The sequence below is a fragment of the Jeotgalicoccus marinus DSM 19772 genome (assembly GCF_000425825.1).
In the GTDB taxonomy this organism is placed as follows: Bacteria; Bacillota; Bacilli; order Staphylococcales; family Salinicoccaceae; genus Jeotgalicoccus; species Jeotgalicoccus marinus.
Genome location: NZ_AUEE01000010.1, coordinates 47,262 through 67,507, shown reverse-complemented (window position 1 = coordinate 67,507; position 20,246 = coordinate 47,262). Strand labels below are relative to the sequence as shown.

At 36.9% G+C, this 20,246-nt stretch carries 21 protein-coding genes; 13 read left to right on the top strand and 8 right to left on the bottom strand.

Annotated elements, in window-relative coordinates; genetic code table 11:
- The first annotated feature begins 96 nt into the window (after positions 1 to 96).
- The 6 genes from H624_RS0107000 to H624_RS12375 all read left to right on the top strand — a co-directional run bounded on the left by H624_RS0107000 (position 97) and on the right by H624_RS12375 (position 6,366).
- Positions 97 to 507, top strand: coding sequence for a hypothetical protein (locus H624_RS0107000; RefSeq protein WP_026866962.1), 411 nt, complete (start codon positions 97 to 99; stop codon positions 505 to 507).
- A gap of 129 nt (positions 508 to 636) precedes the next feature.
- Positions 637 to 1,386: a DeoR/GlpR family DNA-binding transcription regulator gene (locus H624_RS0106995; RefSeq protein WP_051220517.1), complete on the top strand. Its 750-nt coding sequence runs from the start codon at positions 637 to 639 to the stop codon at positions 1,384 to 1,386.
- A gap of 12 nt (positions 1,387 to 1,398) precedes the next feature.
- The gene (locus H624_RS0106990; protein WP_026866960.1) at positions 1,399 to 2,682 is read left to right on the top strand and encodes a four-carbon acid sugar kinase family protein; all 1,284 of its coding nucleotides are present in this window, start codon (positions 1,399 to 1,401) and stop codon (positions 2,680 to 2,682) included.
- A 12-nt stretch (positions 2,683 to 2,694) separates the two neighbouring features.
- Complete coding sequence (gene pdxA / locus H624_RS0106985) at positions 2,695 to 3,693, top strand: 4-hydroxythreonine-4-phosphate dehydrogenase PdxA (RefSeq protein WP_026866959.1); 999 nt, start codon at positions 2,695 to 2,697, stop codon at positions 3,691 to 3,693.
- A 77-nt stretch (positions 3,694 to 3,770) separates the two neighbouring features.
- Positions 3,771 to 5,168: a GntP family permease gene (locus H624_RS0106980; RefSeq protein WP_026866958.1), complete on the top strand. Its 1,398-nt coding sequence runs from the start codon at positions 3,771 to 3,773 to the stop codon at positions 5,166 to 5,168.
- A gap of 277 nt (positions 5,169 to 5,445) precedes the next feature.
- Positions 5,446 to 6,366: a LysM peptidoglycan-binding domain-containing protein gene (locus tag H624_RS12375; RefSeq protein ID WP_026866957.1), complete on the top strand. Its 921-nt coding sequence runs from the start codon at positions 5,446 to 5,448 to the stop codon at positions 6,364 to 6,366.
- A gap of 352 nt (positions 6,367 to 6,718) precedes the next feature.
- Here the strand turns inward: H624_RS12375 and H624_RS0106970 are convergent, their stop codons facing one another.
- The 6 genes from H624_RS0106970 to trhO all read right to left on the bottom strand — a co-directional run bounded on the left by H624_RS0106970 (position 6,719) and on the right by trhO (position 12,157).
- Positions 6,719 to 7,717: a sensor histidine kinase gene (locus H624_RS0106970; protein ID WP_026866956.1), complete on the bottom strand. Its 999-nt coding sequence runs from the start codon at positions 7,715 to 7,717 to the stop codon at positions 6,719 to 6,721.
- The gene (locus H624_RS0106965; protein ID WP_026866955.1) at positions 7,707 to 8,372 is read right to left on the bottom strand and encodes a response regulator transcription factor; all 666 of its coding nucleotides are present in this window, start codon (positions 8,370 to 8,372) and stop codon (positions 7,707 to 7,709) included. Before H624_RS0106965 ends, H624_RS0106970 begins: the two co-directional genes overlap by 11 nt.
- Before the next feature lie 21 nt (positions 8,373 to 8,393).
- Complete coding sequence (locus H624_RS0106960) at positions 8,394 to 8,582, bottom strand: hypothetical protein (protein ID WP_026866954.1); 189 nt, start codon at positions 8,580 to 8,582, stop codon at positions 8,394 to 8,396.
- A gap of 118 nt (positions 8,583 to 8,700) precedes the next feature.
- Positions 8,701 to 10,011 (bottom strand): LLM class flavin-dependent oxidoreductase, encoded by a 1,311-nt coding sequence (locus H624_RS0106955; protein ID WP_026866953.1) that lies wholly within the window; start codon positions 10,009 to 10,011, stop codon positions 8,701 to 8,703.
- The gene (locus H624_RS0106950) at positions 10,008 to 11,009 is read right to left on the bottom strand and encodes an MsnO8 family LLM class oxidoreductase (protein WP_035856338.1); all 1,002 of its coding nucleotides are present in this window, start codon (positions 11,007 to 11,009) and stop codon (positions 10,008 to 10,010) included. Before H624_RS0106950 ends, H624_RS0106955 begins: the two co-directional genes overlap by 4 nt.
- A 164-nt stretch (positions 11,010 to 11,173) precedes the next feature.
- Complete coding sequence (gene trhO / locus H624_RS11765) at positions 11,174 to 12,157, bottom strand: oxygen-dependent tRNA uridine(34) hydroxylase TrhO (RefSeq protein WP_035856336.1); 984 nt, start codon at positions 12,155 to 12,157, stop codon at positions 11,174 to 11,176.
- A 170-nt stretch (positions 12,158 to 12,327) separates the two neighbouring features.
- On the opposite strand from trhO, the gene H624_RS0106940 reads away from it, so the two are divergent.
- A complete protein-coding gene (locus H624_RS0106940; RefSeq protein ID WP_026866951.1) occupies positions 12,328 to 12,963 on the top strand; it encodes a DsbA family oxidoreductase in 636 nt (211 codons plus the stop codon).
- Between the two features lie 156 nt (positions 12,964 to 13,119).
- Here H624_RS0106940 and H624_RS0106935 read toward each other — a convergent pair whose 3' ends face one another.
- Positions 13,120 to 13,401 (bottom strand): hypothetical protein, encoded by a 282-nt coding sequence (locus H624_RS0106935; RefSeq protein WP_026866950.1) that lies wholly within the window; start codon positions 13,399 to 13,401, stop codon positions 13,120 to 13,122.
- Positions 13,402 to 13,512: 111 nt separating this feature from the next.
- On the opposite strand from H624_RS0106935, the gene H624_RS0106930 reads away from it, so the two are divergent.
- The 6 genes from H624_RS0106930 to H624_RS0106905 all read left to right on the top strand — a co-directional run bounded on the left by H624_RS0106930 (position 13,513) and on the right by H624_RS0106905 (position 19,024).
- Positions 13,513 to 14,016, top strand: a complete 504-nt coding sequence (locus tag H624_RS0106930; protein ID WP_026866949.1) for a GNAT family N-acetyltransferase — start codon at positions 13,513 to 13,515, stop codon at positions 14,014 to 14,016.
- 66 nt (positions 14,017 to 14,082) lie between these two features.
- A complete protein-coding gene (locus tag H624_RS0106925) occupies positions 14,083 to 15,273 on the top strand; it encodes a dicarboxylate/amino acid:cation symporter (RefSeq protein ID WP_026866948.1) in 1,191 nt (396 codons plus the stop codon).
- A gap of 93 nt (positions 15,274 to 15,366) precedes the next feature.
- On the top strand, positions 15,367 to 16,527 hold the full coding sequence (locus tag H624_RS0106920; protein ID WP_026866947.1) for an MFS transporter: 1,161 nt from the start codon (positions 15,367 to 15,369) through the stop codon (positions 16,525 to 16,527).
- Between the two features lie 10 nt (positions 16,528 to 16,537).
- On the top strand, positions 16,538 to 17,449 hold the full coding sequence (locus tag H624_RS11760; protein WP_051220516.1) for a Rossmann-fold NAD(P)-binding domain-containing protein: 912 nt from the start codon (positions 16,538 to 16,540) through the stop codon (positions 17,447 to 17,449).
- 25 nt (positions 17,450 to 17,474) lie between these two features.
- The gene (locus H624_RS0106910; RefSeq protein ID WP_026866946.1) at positions 17,475 to 18,194 is read left to right on the top strand and encodes a YebC/PmpR family DNA-binding transcriptional regulator; all 720 of its coding nucleotides are present in this window, start codon (positions 17,475 to 17,477) and stop codon (positions 18,192 to 18,194) included.
- Between the two features lie 56 nt (positions 18,195 to 18,250).
- Positions 18,251 to 19,024 (top strand): SDR family NAD(P)-dependent oxidoreductase, encoded by a 774-nt coding sequence (locus H624_RS0106905; RefSeq protein WP_026866945.1) that lies wholly within the window; start codon positions 18,251 to 18,253, stop codon positions 19,022 to 19,024.
- Positions 19,025 to 19,069: 45 nt separating this feature from the next.
- Here H624_RS0106905 and argF read toward each other — a convergent pair whose 3' ends face one another.
- The gene (argF, locus tag H624_RS0106900; protein ID WP_026866944.1) at positions 19,070 to 20,092 is read right to left on the bottom strand and encodes an ornithine carbamoyltransferase; all 1,023 of its coding nucleotides are present in this window, start codon (positions 20,090 to 20,092) and stop codon (positions 19,070 to 19,072) included.
- Positions 20,093 to 20,246 lie beyond the last annotated feature (154 nt).

Below are 20,246 nucleotides of genomic sequence, written 5' to 3'. Positions count from 1 at the left end.
CTTCAAGATGTCATACCTCCGTATTGTTATCTTAGCGCTTAGCATATCATATCTTTTCTAGTATAATAGATTTGAAGATTCGACGAGGAGATGCCTATGTTTTTAAAATCCCAAGAAGATGAAAGAACGCCTATAAAAAAGAAATATCATTTTGATCCGATCAAGGTAATTATTGGTATGGCTATTGGTTTTGTGACCCCAGAAGTTGCTGGATTTTTATCGAAAAATGTTATAGAGACAACTACCTTAAACAATATTGCCAATGTTTCACCGATTGGTCTTGCTGTAATTTTTGGACTTGTTGCTCTGTTTTTAACCTTCAAAGTCGAGCGCATATATGAAGAAGATATAGAGAAGGACAGGAATAGACAAGTTTCAAAAGGTGTGCAAAATGAGGTAACGGATAAGTTGGCAGAATATCAAGCAGCAAAAAAAGCGGGTGACACAGATAGAATGAAAGAGATTGAAGTTTGGCTAAAAGCACACAAAGTGACATTGAAGAAATAGGACACTTCATAGAGGAGTGTCTTATTTTTGTTGAAAAATAACAATAGGAAATATATTTTGTTAATTATTCACACTTTATTATTTACTTTGTTAGATTTGAACAATATAATTAATTTAAAGGTGATGGTGATGAAATCTAAAAGACAGCAATATATTTTAAGTCGGGTAGCGGAGTTTAGTGAAGTAACGATTGAAATGCTAGCTGAGGAATTGTCAGTGTCTGAAATGACAGTACGTCGAGATTTAAAGGAACTTGAAGAAAATGAACAAGTCATCCGTACTTCTAATGCGATCTTGCTTAAGGACTCTTTCTTGAACGAAGTCCCATTTGTAAAAAAACAGTTGGTTAATATCGAAGAGAAAAGGTTGATTGCAAAGAAAGCATTAGAATTCATTCATCCAGATGAAACAATCTTACTCGATGCTGGTACTACGACACTAGAAATTTGTAAACGACTTAAAAGCGTAGATTTCAAAGTTAGAATTGTAACAAATGATATAAAAGCGGCCGCGGAATTAATTGATAGTCAACACGAAGTCATTATTTTAGGCGGTCAAGTTCAAACGAATGTTGGGTCCATGTATGGTGCCCAGACAGTAGATATGCTGAACTCAATAAAGGTGAGTGTATCTTTTGTAGGTACACAAGCAATTGATGTTTATGAAGGCATATATGCACCAACAATAGAAAAAGCGAAAGTTAAACGATTGATGGTGGAATGTGGGCAGACATCTTATCTTGTTGTCGATTCCAGTAAATTCAATCACACAGCATTCGCTAAAATATGCGATTTAAATGACTTTACAGGTATTATTACTGACGATTCTCTAGATGAAGAAATAAGAAAAAGCCTGCAGTCGGCAACGACAGTCATTTAAGGAGGTAAGGCAGTGAAGGTAGGAATTATTGCGGATGATTTAACTGGCGCGAATGCGACGGGTGTCCGATTGAGCGAAAACGGCTTTCATCCTGCAACGTATTTTCATTACAATGACTTATTGAATGATGAAAATACTGATGTCATTGTCATTGACACTGATAGTAGATATGCGAGTGAAAGAGTTTTAGATCATAGAGTCGGTGGATCCTTAACTAAATTGAAGCACTGGGGTGCGGATATTTTAGCAAAACGAGTGGACTCTACTTTAAGAGGAAATGTCGGTAAGGAAATTGATATGATCTTAGAAACGGTCGGTGAAGAAACCATCGGAGTTGTTGTACCGTCATTTCCTGATTCAGGACGGATTACAGTTGGTGGGTACTTAATTGTTGATAGTCTGCCTTTACATAGAACAGATGCGGCCAATGATCCAATTACACCGATTACTTCATCATATGTACCTGAGATCATTAGTGCACAAACAGAGCATCAAGTGGGTGTAATGACCATAAATGATATGTCTGAAGACTGTGAAACTTTCTTAGAATCTTTTAAAAGCGTTATAGAAAAAGGAAACAAGATTGTTGTGTTAGATGCGGTCACGAATAATGATATTGAATTTATTGCTGAGGCACTCAGCCAATATAAGGGTCATAAGCTTGTTCCGATTGATCCAGGACCCTTTACTTCGCTCTATGCGAAGTATAGGGCCAATCAAATCGGTGATGATAGAAAGATAATTGTGACCGTAGGATCAGCGACTAAAGTATCAGAAAAACAACTAGTTTACTTAATCGATAGACTTAAGATTAAACCGGTAATACCGGATATAACAAAACTTGCAACCTTTGATCACAATTGGCACGACGAGGTTCAGAAATGTGTTAAAAAAGCTAAGAAACGTATGGAAGATAATGAAGTGACAGTGATTACAACCAACAAAGAGAATTTAGTGATTATTGATATTAAAAAAATAGCTGCTGTCAATGGTGTCACACCAGATAGAGTAGCTAAACGCATCACTGATGGACTCGCCACAATTACCAAACGTCTTATTGATGAATCCAGCCATGAAATTAAAGGGTGTTACGTCAGCGGTGGCGATGTGACCGCATCATTAGCAAGTATTACTTTAGCGAGTGGTATTAAACTTATCGATGAAGTAGGACCACTGATTGCTTACGGTCATTTACTTGGCGGTGAATATGAAGGTCTGCCACTGATTACTAAGGGTGGCATGATTGGAAACAGAGAAACATTATATGAAGCCATCCAATATTTAAAATCAAAATAGGAGGAATTATGTATGTCTAAAGCAATTATTGCAGTACCAATGGGAGATCCAGCAGGGATCGGACCTGAAATTACAGTTAAATCATTTACTAACAAAGAGGTATTAGAAGCGGCAAATTCCGTAGTAATTGGAGATAAGAAAGTAATTGAAAAAGCGATTGAAATTACGAATACAGATATCTCAATTAATGTAATTGATGAAGTTTCGCAAGCGGATTTTTCAAATAATGTGATTAACTTAATCGACCTAGATAATGTAGATATGTCTACTTTTGAATACGGTCAAGTACAAGCTCAGTGCGGTAAAGCTGCATTTGAATATATTGAATATGCAATCAAATTAGCGATGGATAAAAAAGTCGATGCACTTGCAACGACACCAATAAATAAAGAATCTCTTAAAGCAGCTGAAGTACCATATATCGGTCACACAGAAATGCTTGAAGAATTAACAAACTCACATGATCCTTTAACAATGTTCCAAGTGAGAAGCCTACGTATCTTCTTCTTAACTAGACATTTATCTATCAAACAGGCCATTGATCAAATGACTAAAGAACGTGTTCAGGACTACGTTAAACGTTCTTATGACGCACTAATTAAACTTGGTGTTGAAGAACCAAAATTAGCAGTTGCTGGTCTTAACCCACACAGTGGTGAGGGCGGATTATTTGGTAATGAAGAAATCGATGAAATTACACCGGGAATTAAACTGGCTCAAGAAGACGGCTTTGATGTTGTAGGTCCAGTACCAGCTGATTCTGTCTTTTTCCAAGCTTTAAATGGGCGTTATGATGCAGTAATTTCTCTTTACCATGACCAAGGACACATTGCTGCTAAGATGACAGATTTCCACAAAACAATTTCTATTACAAATGGCTTACCGTTCTTAAGAAGTTCAGTAGACCATGGAACAGCATTTGATATTGCTGGTCAAAATATCGCTTCAAGTGAAAGTATGGAAGAATGTATTAAACTTGCGGGAGAATATGCGCTTACGTTTAAAAGATAAGTAATGGGCGGGATAACCGCCCATTTATAAATACATAAAAGTGAAAACGTTTTATGTTTTAGATGGAGGAAATTTAAATGACGGATGTTTCTACAACTCAGATGATAGTCGGTTTAGTTATCGGAATTGTACTGTTAATATTTTTAGTGCTTAAAACCCGTATTCACGTCTTTGCGTCACTGTTAATTGCTGCAATTTTGACAGGTGTTATCGGAGGCATGTCTCCGACAGATACAATTGAAACAATCTCAGCAGGCTTTGGTTCAACGCTCGCTTCGATTGGTATTATTATTGGACTAGGTATCATGATGGGGAAAATCATGGAAATATCAGGTGCAGCTGAAAAGTTAGCTTATACAATGATTAAGTTTATAGGACGTAAAAAAGAGGAGTGGGCAATCGCAATCAGTGGTTATATTGTAGCAATTCCAATATTCGTAGACTCTGCTTTTGTAATTTTACAACCTCTAGTTAAGGCATTATCACGTCAAACAGGTAAGTCTGTTGTGACGCTTGGTGTTGCTTTAGCAATTGGACTTGCTGCCACGCACCATGCAGTACCACCCACACCAGGTCCTCTAGGCGTAGCCGGAATTTTCGGAGCGGATGTCGGGATGATGGTGATTATTGGACTGGTTGTTTCTTTTCCAGTTATTATTGTCGGTGTCCTATATGCAAAATGGTTAGGTAAGAGAATTTATCAATTACCTGAAGAAGATGGAGACGGTTATTATAGACCGACTGCCAAAGAAGCATTTAAAGAGTTTGAACAAGCGGCGACTGTCAGAGAGGAAAACTTACCATCATTCTTTAAATCGTTTTTACCTATTTTAATTCCTTTGGTATTAATTTTTGGTAATACAGGAATGAATGCTTTGCAAGATGGGGGTGTCATCAACCTATCTGACACAGTAATGAATTATATTACTTTCTTAGGTAATCCAATCATCGCGGTTGGTCTAGGTTTAATTTATGCGCTTGTGTTCTTAACGAAAGATTTTACTAAAGACGAGACTCTAAATGAACTTGAAGAAGGTGTAAAATCCGCTGGTATTATTCTACTGGTTACAGGTGCTGGTGGTGCCTTAGGTGAAGTATTACGTATTGGGGGCACAGGTCAAGTCATTGCTGAACAAGTCGCAACATGGAGTGTCCCTGCAATACTCATTCCTTTCCTTATCGCAACATTTGTAAGGCTTGTTCAAGGCAGCGGAACTGTTGCAATGATTACGGCAGCATCTATCGCTGCACCTATCGTTTCTAATATGGGATTAGATCCAGTTTTAGCTGCACAGGCTGCTGCCTTTGGTGCTATGGTCTTCTCATACTTCAACGACAGTTTATTCTGGGTAGTTAATAGAATGCTTGGAATTACTAAGATTAAAGAGCAAATTATGGTATGGTCTGTACCAACAACATTAGGTTGGTTAACAGCTGGTATTACACTGGTAATCATCGATTTAGTTTTCTACTAATTATTACAGTCAAATTACGTTATCTTACATGCTTCAGAAGCAAAAATACACACTTAATAGCTAGAACCTTGATATACAAGGCTTCTAGCTATTTTTATATATTATTTTAGGACGGAAAAACATATTTTTGAGAATGTGAATGTTCTGCGATTTTTCACTTTAATTACAAGTTGGTTACAAAGGACAAATTAGCAATATCATGTGCTATAGTAGGACTCATGGAAATCGCACGTGACGCGAATTTAAAAAATACATCCAAATTACGGAGGCTTTATCAATGAAAAAAACTATTATTTCTGCAGCATCACTTACAGCATTATCAGCAGTGGCTGCAGCTAACATATCTGCATCAGAAGTAACGGTAGATTCAGGAGATACACTTTGGAGTTTATCTAGTGAAGCTGGTAAAACAGTTGAGGAAGTTAAATCATTAAACAACTTAACTTCAGACATCATCTTCCCTGGTGACGTTCTTAAGATCGATGGAGAAGCTCCAGCAGCACCGGCTGAAGAAGTAAGCTCAGACGCGACTACATATACAATTGAAGCAGGCGATACTTTATTCGCAATCGCTAACCAATTTGACGTATCAGTTTCTGACCTACAAGAGTGGAACAACCTTACATCAGACCTAATCTTCGTTGGGAAAACAATCAACGTTGCAGGTGGTTCAGAAGCAGCTGAAGAAGCTCCAGCTGTAGAAGAAACATCAGCACCTGCTGTTGAAGAAGTAGAAGTTGAGGAAGTTGAAGAAACTCCTGAAGTTCAAGATGTAGAAGAAGTTGAAGAATCTGAAGAAGTAGAAGAATCTGAAGAAGTTTCAGAACCAGCTCCAGCACCTGCACCAGAAGTATCAGGTGGAAACGCAGCATCAGTTGCGCACTCAGTAGCAGCAGGTAAGAGCTACGTATGGGGTGGAAACTCTGCAACAGCAGTAGACTGCTCAGCATTCACTCAGCAGTTCATGAAAGCATTCAATGGTAAAGATATTCCTAGAACAACTTATGGTCAGCAAGCAGCAGGTACACAAGTATCTAACCCACAACCAGGTGACCTAGTATTCTTTAACAACTACTCACACGTAGGTGTTTACATTGGTAATGGCCAAATGGTAGATGCACTTAACCCTTCAGAAGGCGTTGGCGAGCGTGCAGTATCATACGTACATGGTCACGTTGACGGTTACTACAGATTCTAATAATATTAATATGAAGAGAAAAGACTTGGATCCTTTAAGATCCAAGTCTTTTTTGTTAGTTTAAGTAGGATTGGGTGAGACGAAATGTTGTTAGATGAGCTTCGAAAACAAAACGAAGCTGACGTAATGGTGTAGCTTCGCTTCGAAAACAAAACGAAGCTGATGTAATGGTATAGCTCCGCTTCGAAAACAAAACGAAGCTGACGTGATGGTGGTGCTCCGCTTCGAAATAAAAACGAAGCTGAAGTAATGGCGTAGCTCCGCTTCGAAAACAAAACGAATCTGATGTAATGGTATACCTGTAACTAGAACACAAAACGATTACCATTTACCCTGTAGTTAACGTCTACATTTATTCCTGTGATAATCGATAAGCTGTGCCCGCATTTGTTGACTCAATATCCAATTGAATATTAAGCTTCTGACAAATATTTTTGATTACTGAAAGACCTGTTGTTTCATGATCTCTATCAATTTCAAAACCAACGCCGTAGTCTTTAATTATTAAAGTATCACCAACAGTTATTACAATCTGATTCGTAGCTGAATGTTTGAAAATATTAGAGATGATGTTTTCAAATAATCGGTCCAGCCACAGTTCATTGGCTTGCCATATCAGATTTTTTTGCACGTCAATTGTATATTCTATATTATTTTTGTTTAGTAAATATGACCACTTGTTAATGGTTTGTTTTAAAGACTTATGGACTGAAATATCTTCTTTAAAAATATAGTAGTTATCGATATCAAATAATGTTTCACTTGATATAGAATTCACCAGTTTACTAATGTAATCAACTTTTTGATAGAGTACATCTACCTCTTCTTTTGATACATTATGATTTTGACTATACAAATATAATTCAAGATTTAGAGCATTTAATGGTGTGTTAATATCATGAGATAACTGTTTTAAATATTCACGTTTCAAATCTTCCATCTGTGATAATTCGATTTCTTTTGCTCTTAGTCTGTCGATCATGGTATTGATTGATGCAGCAAGCTTATTCAACTCATCTTCACTTTCTTCAATGACTGCGAGTTTTTCAGGAAATGCATCATCTTCTGCAATTTTTCTGACCGTCTGTTCCATTGTATTGATACGATGGATAATTTTCTTAAAGTATTTAGCAGCAATAAACATTAATCCAAATAGAATACCAAAAAAGACTATATAAAAATAAGTGGTCAGTACACTACCGGAAAAATGATTATCGATATTAAATAATGAGGTAATGCCAAGGTGAGTGAAGAACATCGCATAAGACAACACGATAAAAACCACTGGAATGGCAGCTATAGATAAGGACATGACGACATAAAATTTGTAGCTTAAATTCTTATTTTTCATGAGCATTCATCCTATAACCTATTCCATGAATTGTGGAAATAATCATGTTGTCGTGATCATTGATTTTTTGTCTAATCTTTTTAATATAAACATTCAAGGAATTATCGTAGGTATCCCCATCTGGCCAAACATATTGTAGAATCTGTTCTTTTGTTAGTGTTGAACCGATGTTAGAAAATAAGTAAAAGAACAGCCGTTTTTCAATTTTTGTAAATTGAATTTCGTTATCTTCCTTGTCAAATACTTCAAATTTGTATGGATCTATAGTCAAGTTGAATAGTGTTGTCTGTGTTTTATCGTAAAAGCGACCTAAAATGTTGTTAATTCTAGAAATTAACTCGGTCGGATGAAAGGGTTTAGTAATGTAGTCATCACCTGCACGTAAGCCTGTAATCTTACTATCCATATCGTTCCTTGCTGTTAGAAAAATAATTGGAATATCGACATGCTGATGAATATAATCAGCAATCGATAAACCGTCGTCATATGGCAACATGATATCTAATAAAATAAGGTGAACATCTGTGAGTTGTTCTAAGACATGTTCACCAGTATGATTTAATGATACCCTAGCCCCTTGTTGGACTAATATCTTCTCTAAATTTTCAGCAGAACTGATATCATCTTCTACGATTAAAATATTGAAATCTTTCATTTGTAAACCTCATTTCTGTTGCTATAGATATAAGTTTACTAGAATGAGGAAGGCGATTAAACTAATGAAAGTCACCACTCCAAATACATTTACATAAGTAAACTTTCTCTCTTTAGGTCCCTTCATTAATATTTCTAGAACTAATAACCCCACAGTTATAAAAAATGAAATAATCATGAGGTAAACAATGATCATTAGTAAAATTTCCATCATATTTTCTCCTTTCAAAATTTCTATACTGTGAGTATATAAATCAGTTCTGAAAAATTTATGAATAAGGAGAAAAAAAGCTATGTAATCCTAATCAACGATTACATAGCTTGAATTATTACTGCTGATATCTATTCTCTTTAAATTTTAAACCAAGTTCATCGCGGAGTGTTTGACCACTGTATTCATTATCATAGTAGCCGCGTTTTACAAGGATTGGAATCACCTTATTAATAAAGTCTTCAAATATTTCACCAAAGACATGAGGGATTAAAACGAAACCGTCTGCTGCACCGTGATCGATCCACTCAATAATTTGATCGGCAATCTCTTCATAGGTACCCATAAAGGCACTTTCTCTCGTCGTTTCTTCCATTGCAACTTGTCGAAGTGTTAAATTATTTTCTTTAGCGCGCTTTTTAATTTCATCTGTCGTGGATCTAAAGCTGTTTTTGCCGACATCACCAAGCTCTGGGAACGGAGCATCAACATCGTATTGACTGAAGTCGTGGTGGTCGAAGTAGCGTCCTAAATAGGCGAGGGCTTCTTCAATTGTTACTAGGTTTTTAATGTATTCATAACGTGAACGAACCTCTTCATCGTCCTTACCGACTATAGGTTGTAGGGTGGGGAAAATTTTAATTTCTTCCGTATTTCTACCACTATCGACAGCTTTTTGTTTCAGTTGTTTATAAGTCTCTTTGGCATGTTCTAGTGTACTCGCATTTGTAAATACCGCATCTGCGTGGCGGGCAGCAAAGGCGGAACCTTTTGGTGACGCGCCAGCTTGGAATATAATGGGTTGCCCCTGAGGGGAACGTTCGATATTTAAAGGACCTGCAATATTGAAGAAATCCCCTTCAAAATTTAACTTATGCATCTTGTTATTATCGAAATACTGTCCACTTTCTTTGTCTCTCGTAAAGGCATCATCTTCATATGAATCCCAGAGCCCTTGAACTGATCTTAGATGTTCGTCTGCTATATCATAGCGTAAACTGTGCTCGGGATGCTTGTCTTTACTGAAATTGTTGGCACTGCCTTCTAGAGGGGAAGTGACAACATTCCACCCAGCATGCCCACCTGATACATGGTCAATCGACATCAGTTGTCTGGCGATAGTATAAGGTTCACTATATGAAGTTGAGACTGTACCGACTAGGCCGATTTTTGAAGTAATTGGAGCCAAAGCTGCTAGTAATGTTAGGGGTTCAAAACGGCTTAAGAAATGAGGAATGGATTTTTCATTTATATATAAACCATCTGCTACAAATATAAAAGAAAATGCAGCATTTTCAGCCTTTTGGGTTACAGTTTTTAAATAATCGAAGTTGATGCTTGCATCTGCTGGAACATCTTCACTGCGCCAAGCATTCATATGTCCACCTGGACCATTTAACATTACGCCAAATTTTACTTTCTTACTCATATTATCCCTGCCTTTTCTGTTTGTCTTAATTGGTTTGGAGCAAGCGTTTCTATAGTATAGTCTCTAATTTCACTACGACTAGTTGGGAGATGGAACATGAACTCATTAATTTCTATATCCTGGCTCAATTTATTTAAAGCTGCTAGTATTTCTTCTTTGTTCCCAATAATCATATCTGCTTCTTTTTTATTAACTTCTACTTTTTCATCAGTATTTTTAATAAAGTCATTAACTTGCTTTTGATTGATAACAGTTAGAGTTTTGCCACTTTGAAAAGTAATGGTATAAAGTTCGTTTTCTTTTCTTAACAGTGCTTTATCTTCTTCGTTATCTACCGCTAAGACTGACAAGGCGACGATGATTTCACCCTCTGGATAATGTTTTCTATAGACATTCACCACTTCTTTTAAAAGCTCTGCGTCATTTTTAATAAAATGTGCAAAGATAAAGTTCGCCTTATTTTTAGCAGCAAACTGAGCAGAATCAGGACTACCACCAAGGAGGAAGATGCTTGGGCGACTTGATTTTGTGTCTAAGGAAATTTGTAGACTATGAGCATTGTCATGAGTCCCGTCGATATAAGACTTCAACTTTAAGAAACGATCGTTGAAAGTTCCAATATCATCTTTTAATTCTTCTTGTAGGGCCTCTGTAGCTAATGGAGTGCCTCCTGGAGCTTTACCAACACCAAGATCAACACGCTCTGGTGCGAGATGACTAATGAGTTGAAATTGTTCTGCAACATGAAACGGGTTGTGATGAGATAACATGACTCCGCCTGCACCGACCTTAATGCGCCTTGTCTGACTCAGTAGGTGGGTAACAAGGACTTCAGGAGACGTTCCAATAATATGATCCATATTATGATGTTCTGAAACGAAATAACGACGATAACCTAAGTCATCTGCTTTTTTCGCAAGTTCGGTTGTGTGAGCAAGTGACTCCTGTATATTATGATTTTCTAAAAGTGGACTTTGGTTCAAGATACTAAATTGCATATTTTTTCCCTCCGATAATATGTAAATTATCCTAGTGGTAAACTATGAATTAACAGTAATCATAACATGAATTTAGAATTATCCAACAATTAATTCCTAGTAATGCACCTGGTATTATGCATAAAAAAGCCCGGAAATCTTAAATAGATTTCCGGGCGAAATACTTAGCCCTTATGGCTTAGCATCGGTTCTGTTTTACTAAAGTCTGTTTGTTTTAATTCTTCTATTCGTGATTGTACAAACTCTGATGACAGATTATGTTCAACAATATAACGGTTACGAGGGTGCTCAGCACATTCCATAGAGCAACCACCTAAGTGATATGCTTGGTTTTCCTCTGAGGCTAAAATTTGTGCATTACATTCTGGATTCGCACAATTGATATAGCGTTCACATGGTGTCCCGTCGTAGTGATCTTTACCAACAACAACATGTTCAACTTGGTTAATTGGGACAGTAAGTCTTTCATCGAAGACATACATTTGACCATCCCATAGCTGGCCTTTAGCTACTGGATCCTTAGAATAAGTTGCTACACCACCATGAAGTTGTGCAACATTGTCAAAACCTTCTTCCTTTAACCAACCAGAGAATTTCTCACAGCGAATTCCACCTGTGCAGTAGGTTAAAATTTTCTTACCTTCAAATAGATGTTTATTATTTCGAACCCATTCCGGAGTATCTCTAAAGGTTTCTACATCTGGCTTGATCGCACCACGGAAGTGGCCGACATCATATTCATATATATTTCTTACATCTAATACGACAGTATCTTCTTTTTGCATCTCCTCATAAAATTCAGCAGGGCTTAAATATTCACCCGTTTGTTCACAAGGATCGATGTCCTTGTCTAAACTTAAATTAACAAGCTCAGGTCTCGGACGTACAAACATTTTCTTAAAGGCATGGCCATCTGCTTCATCAATTTTAAAGACGATATCTTTAAACAGTGGATGAGCTTTCATGTATTCCATGTATCGTTCAGTCTGTTCAATATCACCTGAAACAGTCCCGTTAATTCCTTCATGCGCAACTAAAATACGGCCTTTTAAGCCTAAATCTTTACAAAAACGTAAGTGCTCAGCAGCAAACGTTTCCGGATCTTCCACATCAACATAGTGGTAGTACAGTAAAACACGATATTCCATTTTCATTTTCCACCTATCAATAATATATTTGCAGGATACACCTGATAGTTTTACAGACAATATTGTACCAGATTTTAGGCAATTTTTGTGAAAAATTTACTACAGGAAAGTGAAACTTTAAAGTCTTGAATAAATGTATGGTAAAATTGATGTTAACTAGGAGTGAGATTATGGAAGTTAAAATTTATACAGATATTGCATGTCCTTTTTGCTACATAGGAAAGAAAAATATTGAACAGGCAAAAGCGGAATTTGAAAACTCAGAAGAGATAGGTTTGAATTATCTAAGCTATGAGTTGGATAATCAAGCATCCAAAGCACCAAAAGTTGATATTTATCAATCCCTTGCCGATAAACACCAAAAACCATTAGATGAGATTTATGACATGGTGGACCGTATCGTTGAAGCAGGTGAAAAAGTTGGTATTGAGTTTAATATGGATAAAGTAGTACCTGCAAATACAAGAAATGCACACAGATTGTTGAAATTAGCCAAGGAAAATGGCAAAGGTAGTGTAGTTTTAGATGCACTCTATGAGAGCTATTTTTCTAAAGGGGAGAATGTTAGCGATCAAGAAGTGCTATTGAATATTGGTGTCAAAACAGGACTTGAACAAGATAAAGTCGAAGAATTACTGAATGATCCAAGTATCTATTTAGAAGAAGTCATTGGAGATTTTAATCTAGCTAAAGTGAATCAGGTGAAGACGTTACCTTATTATATATTTGATGACAAATTTGCCATTGCTGGTGCTAGAGAAGTTGAGCACTATCTAATCGCCTTTAAAAAGACCTTACAAAAATAGTTGGAAGTGTAGTTGTCGGTGTGTGGTGGTGCTCCGCTTCGAAAGCAAAACGAAGCTGATGTACTATTGGTTCTCCATTTCGAAAAACAAACAACACAAAAAAACCTGAGCTTACATAAGCTCAGGTTTTCTCCCATCCCCATGGTATATATAATCTTAAAAGTCTGTTGATACTTTTGGTGCAGGTTTAATCAGTCTATATAAGTGATAGCCTGCAGCAGCTACTAGTACAAATGGTACGATGACTAGAATTAAGAAGAAGACTGATCCGCCAACTTGACGCATACCGAAGTTTTGGAAGAATTCTCCTGTTGTAACTTCTAATAATGGTGGTAAGAATGCAAAGTAGTAGATTAAGCCAACAACAACTAAAGTCAGAACATAAAATATCATATTTGTCACATGATATGGGACGGTGTTCTTATCAAATTTGAACATTATAAAACCCCTTACATTTTAGTCTTTAAATTAGTATACAACAATGTATAATTAAATGCATAGCATTTGAGAGATTTTTTACAAAATGATAGATAAAACGAGGGAGATAATATGGCTTTAAGACTAGCCGTTATGAGCGATGTACAACATATAATGGATATCGTTTCAAGAGTAATACCAGAAATGCACGCTGTAGGTAATTATCAATGGGATAAAAACTATCCTAATGCATCAGTGTTTCAAGATGATGTGAAGGCTGAAAGTTTATATGTGTTTGAAGAAGATGGTGTCATCAAAGGTTGCATTACAGCCGATGATAATCACGCCTTTAGTTATGATGATATCCCTTGGCAACTGGCACGAATTGATTGCCTTGCGACTCATAGACTCGCAATAGACCCGAATTTCCAGGGTCAAGGTCTCGCCCAGAAAATTATTCGTGAAATCATTGAGGTAGGTAAACAAAAAGGTTACCTTGGCATACATACTGATACTTCATTAGAGAATAAAGCAATGCAGTACTTGTTTACAAAACTGGGTTTTGAATTTAAGGGTAACTTAAATTTAGATGACAACTTAGATGACTGGTACGTTGCTTACGAAATCGTTTTTTAATTACTTTTTAAAGAACACTTAAGCGCTATAAATTCGAAGTTCAATATTTCAAGGGGGATTTACAAAGTGAAGTTATTAGCAAAACTGATTGCTGGTATCGTTGCGGGTATTATTGTAGGTGGGGGTTACTACTTACTCGGTCCAGATGGTACAGCAGGACAGATTATGGAATTCATCGTTAGGTTATTTGTGACATTAGAGTCAATCTTAGGCGCCTTTATATTCTTTACGATTCCATTTATTATTTTATTCTTTATTGCATCAGGGATTTCACAAATCGGTACCGGTTCAGGTAAGGTTGTTGGTGCGACTTTAGGTGTCGCTTACTTATCTACTTTAGGTGCGGGTATTTTAGCTTACATTGTTGCATCTTTCGTGATGCCACGTATAACTGAAGGAAGTTCTGTTCCTGAAGAAGGGACAGGCCTTGAGAGTTTTATCGAGTTTGAATTGACGCCAATTATTGACATCTTACCAGCTCTAGTATTAGCTTTTGCAGTCGGAATCGTCATGAACGTCTTAAAGCTCGACTTAATGATAAAATTCTTCGACCAAGGTAAAGACATCACAGAATTCATTATCGAAAAAGTTATCATTAGAATTCTACCGTTTTACATTGCCGGTGTTTTCGCTGGAATGGCAGCAACTGGCACAGTATTCGATACGCTAAAAGTGTTTGGTGTCGTCTTATTAGTTGCGATTATTTTACACTGGGTTTGGTTAACGATTCAATATACAGTTGCAGGTTCAATATTGAAGAGAAATCCATTTGCTATGTTGAAAACGATGCTACCAGCATACTTTACAGCCCTAGGTACAATGTCATCTGCTGCAACGATTCCTGTCACATTAGAACGTGCGAAGAAAAACGGAATTAGAGAAAGTATTGCTGATTTTGTAATACCATTATGTGCAACGATTCATTTATCAGGTTCAACGATCACAATCGTCAGTTGTTCATTAGCAGTTATGACGATATTACCTGAGTATAGTATGCCAGGATTCTTTGAAATGGTTGGGGTCATCTTACTACTTGGGGTTGTAATGATTGCAGCACCTGGAGTGCCGGGTGGGGCAATTATGGCAGCGAGTGGTGTCTTAATGACTAACTTAGGCTTCAACGAGGCGGCAGTTGCTTTCATGATTGCACTTTACGTCGCCCAAGATAGCTTTGGTACGGCAACGAACGTTACAGGTGATGGTGCGGTAGCAGCAGTCATCGATGGTTATGAACAAAAATTGAACAAAGACGTATAAATCAAAGGTCAAAGACAGTCTAAAAGGTGATAGACTGTCTTTTTTTGTTATAATAATATAGGTAGAATTATCACTATGTTAGAAGGTATTTAAGTGAAAAAGAGAATTATTTTATATTTAGTTATCGTCATTTGTTTTTTAGACTTATTTATTCAGTTGCCGATAATTACCCCCTTTGTTCTAGAACTTGGTGCATCTGAGTTTATGGCAGGGATTGTTGTTGCTACATATTCACTGTTTAATATGGTCGGAAACATGGCGGGCGGTTACATGTCCGATAAGTACGGTCGGAGAAATACACTCCTGTTCGGAATGATTATGCAGGTGTTTTTCGTTTTAATCTACACGATGACACCATCAATAGGTATTCTTCTACTTGTACGTGCGATTCACGGTTTCTCAAGCGGACTTCTAACCCCAGCTGCATTTAGCTTAGTTGCTGATATATCAAAACGTTCGGCAATCGGTAAATCTATGGCCCTAACAGGTGTGGCCATTGGGACTGCTGCTATATTAGGCCCTGCATCGGGCGGAATCATTGCGAGTCTGGTGAACTACGAAACAGTCTATTATGTGTTAGCTATTGTTTATGTCATTGGTACAATCATTGTCTATTCTGCCATCAAAGAAAGTTCGACAGAAGGCAGCCGTGCACATCATAGTCAAACATCACTTAAGGAATTATTGTTAAGACCATCATTAAATGTGGCCTATATTTCATCGTTTACTTTGATGATTTCACAAGGTGCCTTGGCTTTTGGTTTGCCAATAAAAACTGATCTGCTTGATTTAGAAGCATCCAGTACAGGTATGATGCTCAGTGTCTTTGGTGTGACAGCGATTATTATCTTCATATCACCTATAAATAAAATATACACAGCTTACAAGAGTGAAAGCTTAGTTGCACTTGGATTATTAATCTTAAGTGTAAGTATGATGCTCTTACATTTCGTTCCGTCTGCAGCTATGATTTTCGCTGTCATGGTCATTTATGGAATTGGTTTCGCAATGACGTTCCCATCCATGAATAAAATTATTGCTGAATCGTCAGAAATGCACGAACGGGGTAAAGCAAATGGTATCTTTTATTCTTACTTTTCTTTAGGTTCTGTTGCTGGATCCACAATTGGAGGCTACTTCGCAACAGTCTTTAACCTACCCTTCTTAGGTATTGGTTGTGTCACCATTATAATGATTATTATTATTATTTTAATGCTTGCCGTAAGGATGAAATGGGTAGATTCAGTACATTAGGAGTGGTTGTATGGAAAAAAAGAAAGTTTTACTAATGGGTGTGAACGGTAGAATTGGTGAGCATTTATATGAAGAACTAAAAGATACCTCTGAACTCTATGCATTTTCAGCAGCACATGAAGAAGATTACTTTGAAGATGTGAACTTTATTAAGAAAGATCTCTTTATCTTACCTGATGTTGAGGATGCATTAGCCGGAATTGATATTGTTATCTTCTATGAAGACCCTATTATGAGACTGAATCGATTAACTCAAGGGAAATTCAGTGACTTATATATGTTAATCGCAGATAATATTGCTCGGGCAAGTATGGTAAATGAAATAGAACAAATTATATATATAGCAGATGAACTATCCGATGGTAGTATACTTTCTGTTCTAGGTAGTTACGGCACCCCAGTTAATGAAACGCAGACACCAATAAGACGTTATGGTAAGAATTTAAATTATCGTATTAAAGACTACAATAGTGTTAGAAGTGTACAAAGGGCCCCCATGCCTTCAGGTTGGACTATAGAAAATATAGCTTGGTACTACTTTGGCTGGTTGGATGAGATTGTCTATAATTTTGTTAATACTGTAATAGAAAATAAGACCGTCTATATTCATTTACTAGACAACCCTTCTCCTGTATTAATATTGAAATTAAACGAAGAATCATCAACTGAAGATATCATTATCTTTGAAATTATCGGTGGTAAATTAAGAAAAAATATGGCTAAGAAAACCCAGCGTTTTGAGTTTAGAAAGCTTGCTGTGTCTGATGAATTTATAATGGCCTTACATGACTATGAACCATCTCTACCTTGGCCAATATATAAATTAACACAAGCACCGATTCACCTTTTAGTGAGTCGCATTTACCAAGTAGAGATGATTATCAATAAGACTGTCCCTGAAAAGAGATCCAAAAACAATTAAATCTACGAAATAAGGAAGATGAACAATGGGAAGAAAATGGAATAATATTAAAGAAAAGAAAGCTCAAAAAGACCAGAACACTAGCCGTGTCTATGCAAAATTCGGCAGAGAAATTTATGTCGCGGCAAAGAAAGGTGAACCTGATCCTGAAGCGAACCAAGCCTTAAAGGTTGTCTTAGAAAGAGCGAAGACTTATTCAGTTCCCAAACACATCATTGATAAAGCAATTGAAAAAGCAAAAAAAGGTGGCGAAGAAGAAAACTTCGATGAATTGAGATACGAAGGTTTTGGACCAAGTGGTTCAATGATCATCGTTGATGCATTGACCGATAACGTGAATCGTACAGTTTCAGAAGTGCGTGCAGCCTTCGGGAAGAACGGCGGAAATATGGGCGTCAGTGGTGCGGTATCTTATATGTTTGATAGCGTATCAGTATTTGTCTTTGAAGGCTTTGACGAAGAAGCAGTATTGATGCATTTAATGGAAAAAGAAGTCGATGTTAAAGATGTGACTTTAGAAAATGAGATGACAGTGGTCTACGGTGAACCGCATGCCTTTAACGATATCAAAAATGCACTGGATGAACTGGGTGTTGAAGACTATAAGGTTGCAGAACTTGCGATGATTGCTCAAAATGAAGTTAACCTTGAAGATGAAGACCAAGAAAAGTTTGAGCATCTCATCGATGTCTTAGAAGACTTAGAAGATGTTTCCAATGTATTTCATAATGTAAACTTAGGATAGTTTTTAGTTCCAATGGTTGATCTTTAAGTGATAAAAATATGAAGGGATGAATCAAGATGAATTTTAATTATCAAGGAAAAGTGGCAGTGATTACAGGCTCAAGTAAAGGAATCGGTAGAGAAACAGCAGAACAGATGGTTAAACTTGGTGCGAAAGTTCTACTCGTCGCTAGAGGAGAAGAAGGACTTAAAAAAGCACAAGCGGAAATATCAGAGTTTGGTGAGGTCTCATACATTGCTATTGATATTACCTCTGAGGATGCTGGTGAAAAAATTGTCAATAAAGCACTTGAAGAATATGGGCGTCTAGACGTACTTGTTAATAATGCGGGTAGTTCATTTGCTAAAAGCTTTGAAGATATTGAACTTAGTGACTGGGAACAAGATATCGATTTAAAAGTACTTGCAGCTGTTAAAATTTCTAAAGCAGCCATCCCTCACTTAAAAAAACAAGGCGGTGCGATTTTAAACCTAACCGCAGTTATGGGTAAAACACCTCAGGCAAATTCACTACCAACAACGGTATCTAGAAGTGCTGGTTTAGCACTGACTAAGGCAATGTCTAAAGATCTTGGTCAATACAATATCCGCGTTAATGCTGTATGTATCGGTTTAATACGTAGTGATCAAATTGAAAAGCGTTGGCAAAACAATGCACCTGATTTAAGCTGGGATGAATACTCTAAGAAAATTGGAGAGAATATCCCACTAGGTAGAATCGGGGATACGAGTGAAGCGGCTAATGTTATTACCTTCTTATGCTCAGATCTAGCATCATATGTTTCGGGGACTGCTGTCAATATTGACGGTGGTAGTGGACACGCTTGGTAAATAAAAAATATTATATACGAGTCTTAGTTATCCTAAATGGGATATCTAAGACTCGTTTTTTGTATATTGCCGAGGGATGAATATATGTCCATTCGTTGCTGCCATAATCGCTTTAATGGAATGTAGACGGTTTTCACCTTGAATAAATTGCTTTCCATATGGTGCATTAAAGACCTCGTCTGTTACTTCCATTTCATCTAAACCATAGTCTTTTTTTATCTGTTGACTAAAGCTAGTTTTCGTATCATGAAAAGCAGGCAGGCAATGCATGAATATGAACTGCTCATGTACATCTTTAAGCAAGGCTTCATTTACTTGATATTCTTTTAGTAAATCAAGACGTGCTTCAATCTGATCTTCTTCACCCATGGAGACCCAGACATCGGTATAGATCACGTTGGCGTCTTTAACTGCACTATGCACGTCACTAGTTAAATGGATCGTTGCACCGGATTCTTTTGCATATAACGATGCTTGTTTGCTATAAAATTCATCAGGTAAGAGACATTCAGGCGAAGCGATTGTCATGTCGACACCTAAAATCGCTGCTGTAACCAACAGAGAATTTGCGACGTTGTTACGGCCGTCTCCAACATAGACCACTTTAATACCTTGAAGCGACCCGAAACTTTCTTTAATTGTCATGAAATCCCCAATCATTTGTGTCGGATGACACATGTCCGTTAAGCCGTTCCAAATGGGAACGCCTGCATGAGCAGCTAGTGTTTCAATAGTGTCCTGACTTGCTCCACGGAATTGAATTCCATCAAACATGCTACCAAGAATCTTTGCAGTATCTTGTACAGATTCCTTATTACCGAGTTGTATATCATTAGTGCCTAGAAATTCAGGATGCGCACCTAGGTCATTAGCAGCTACTGTAAAGGCCGCACGAGTACGTGTAGAAGTTTTCTCGAAAAGTAACGCAATACTTTGTCCTTGTAAGTACTGGTGAGGAATATTGTTTTGTTTTAAAGCTTTTAAATGAATCGCAAAGTCAATGAGGTAGGTCAATTCTTCTTTAGAAAAATCTGTAGTTGTTAAAAAACTTTTGCCCTGAAAATGCATAAAGACCTCCTAAAAATATTATATTAAATAATTAATATACTTTGAATTGTATAAATATTATTAAATGTTGTTTTACATCATAACCAGTAAATACTTAAAAAGCAAGTTTAAATGAATAATATTTTATAATTTATAGACAAAATATTGTATTAAC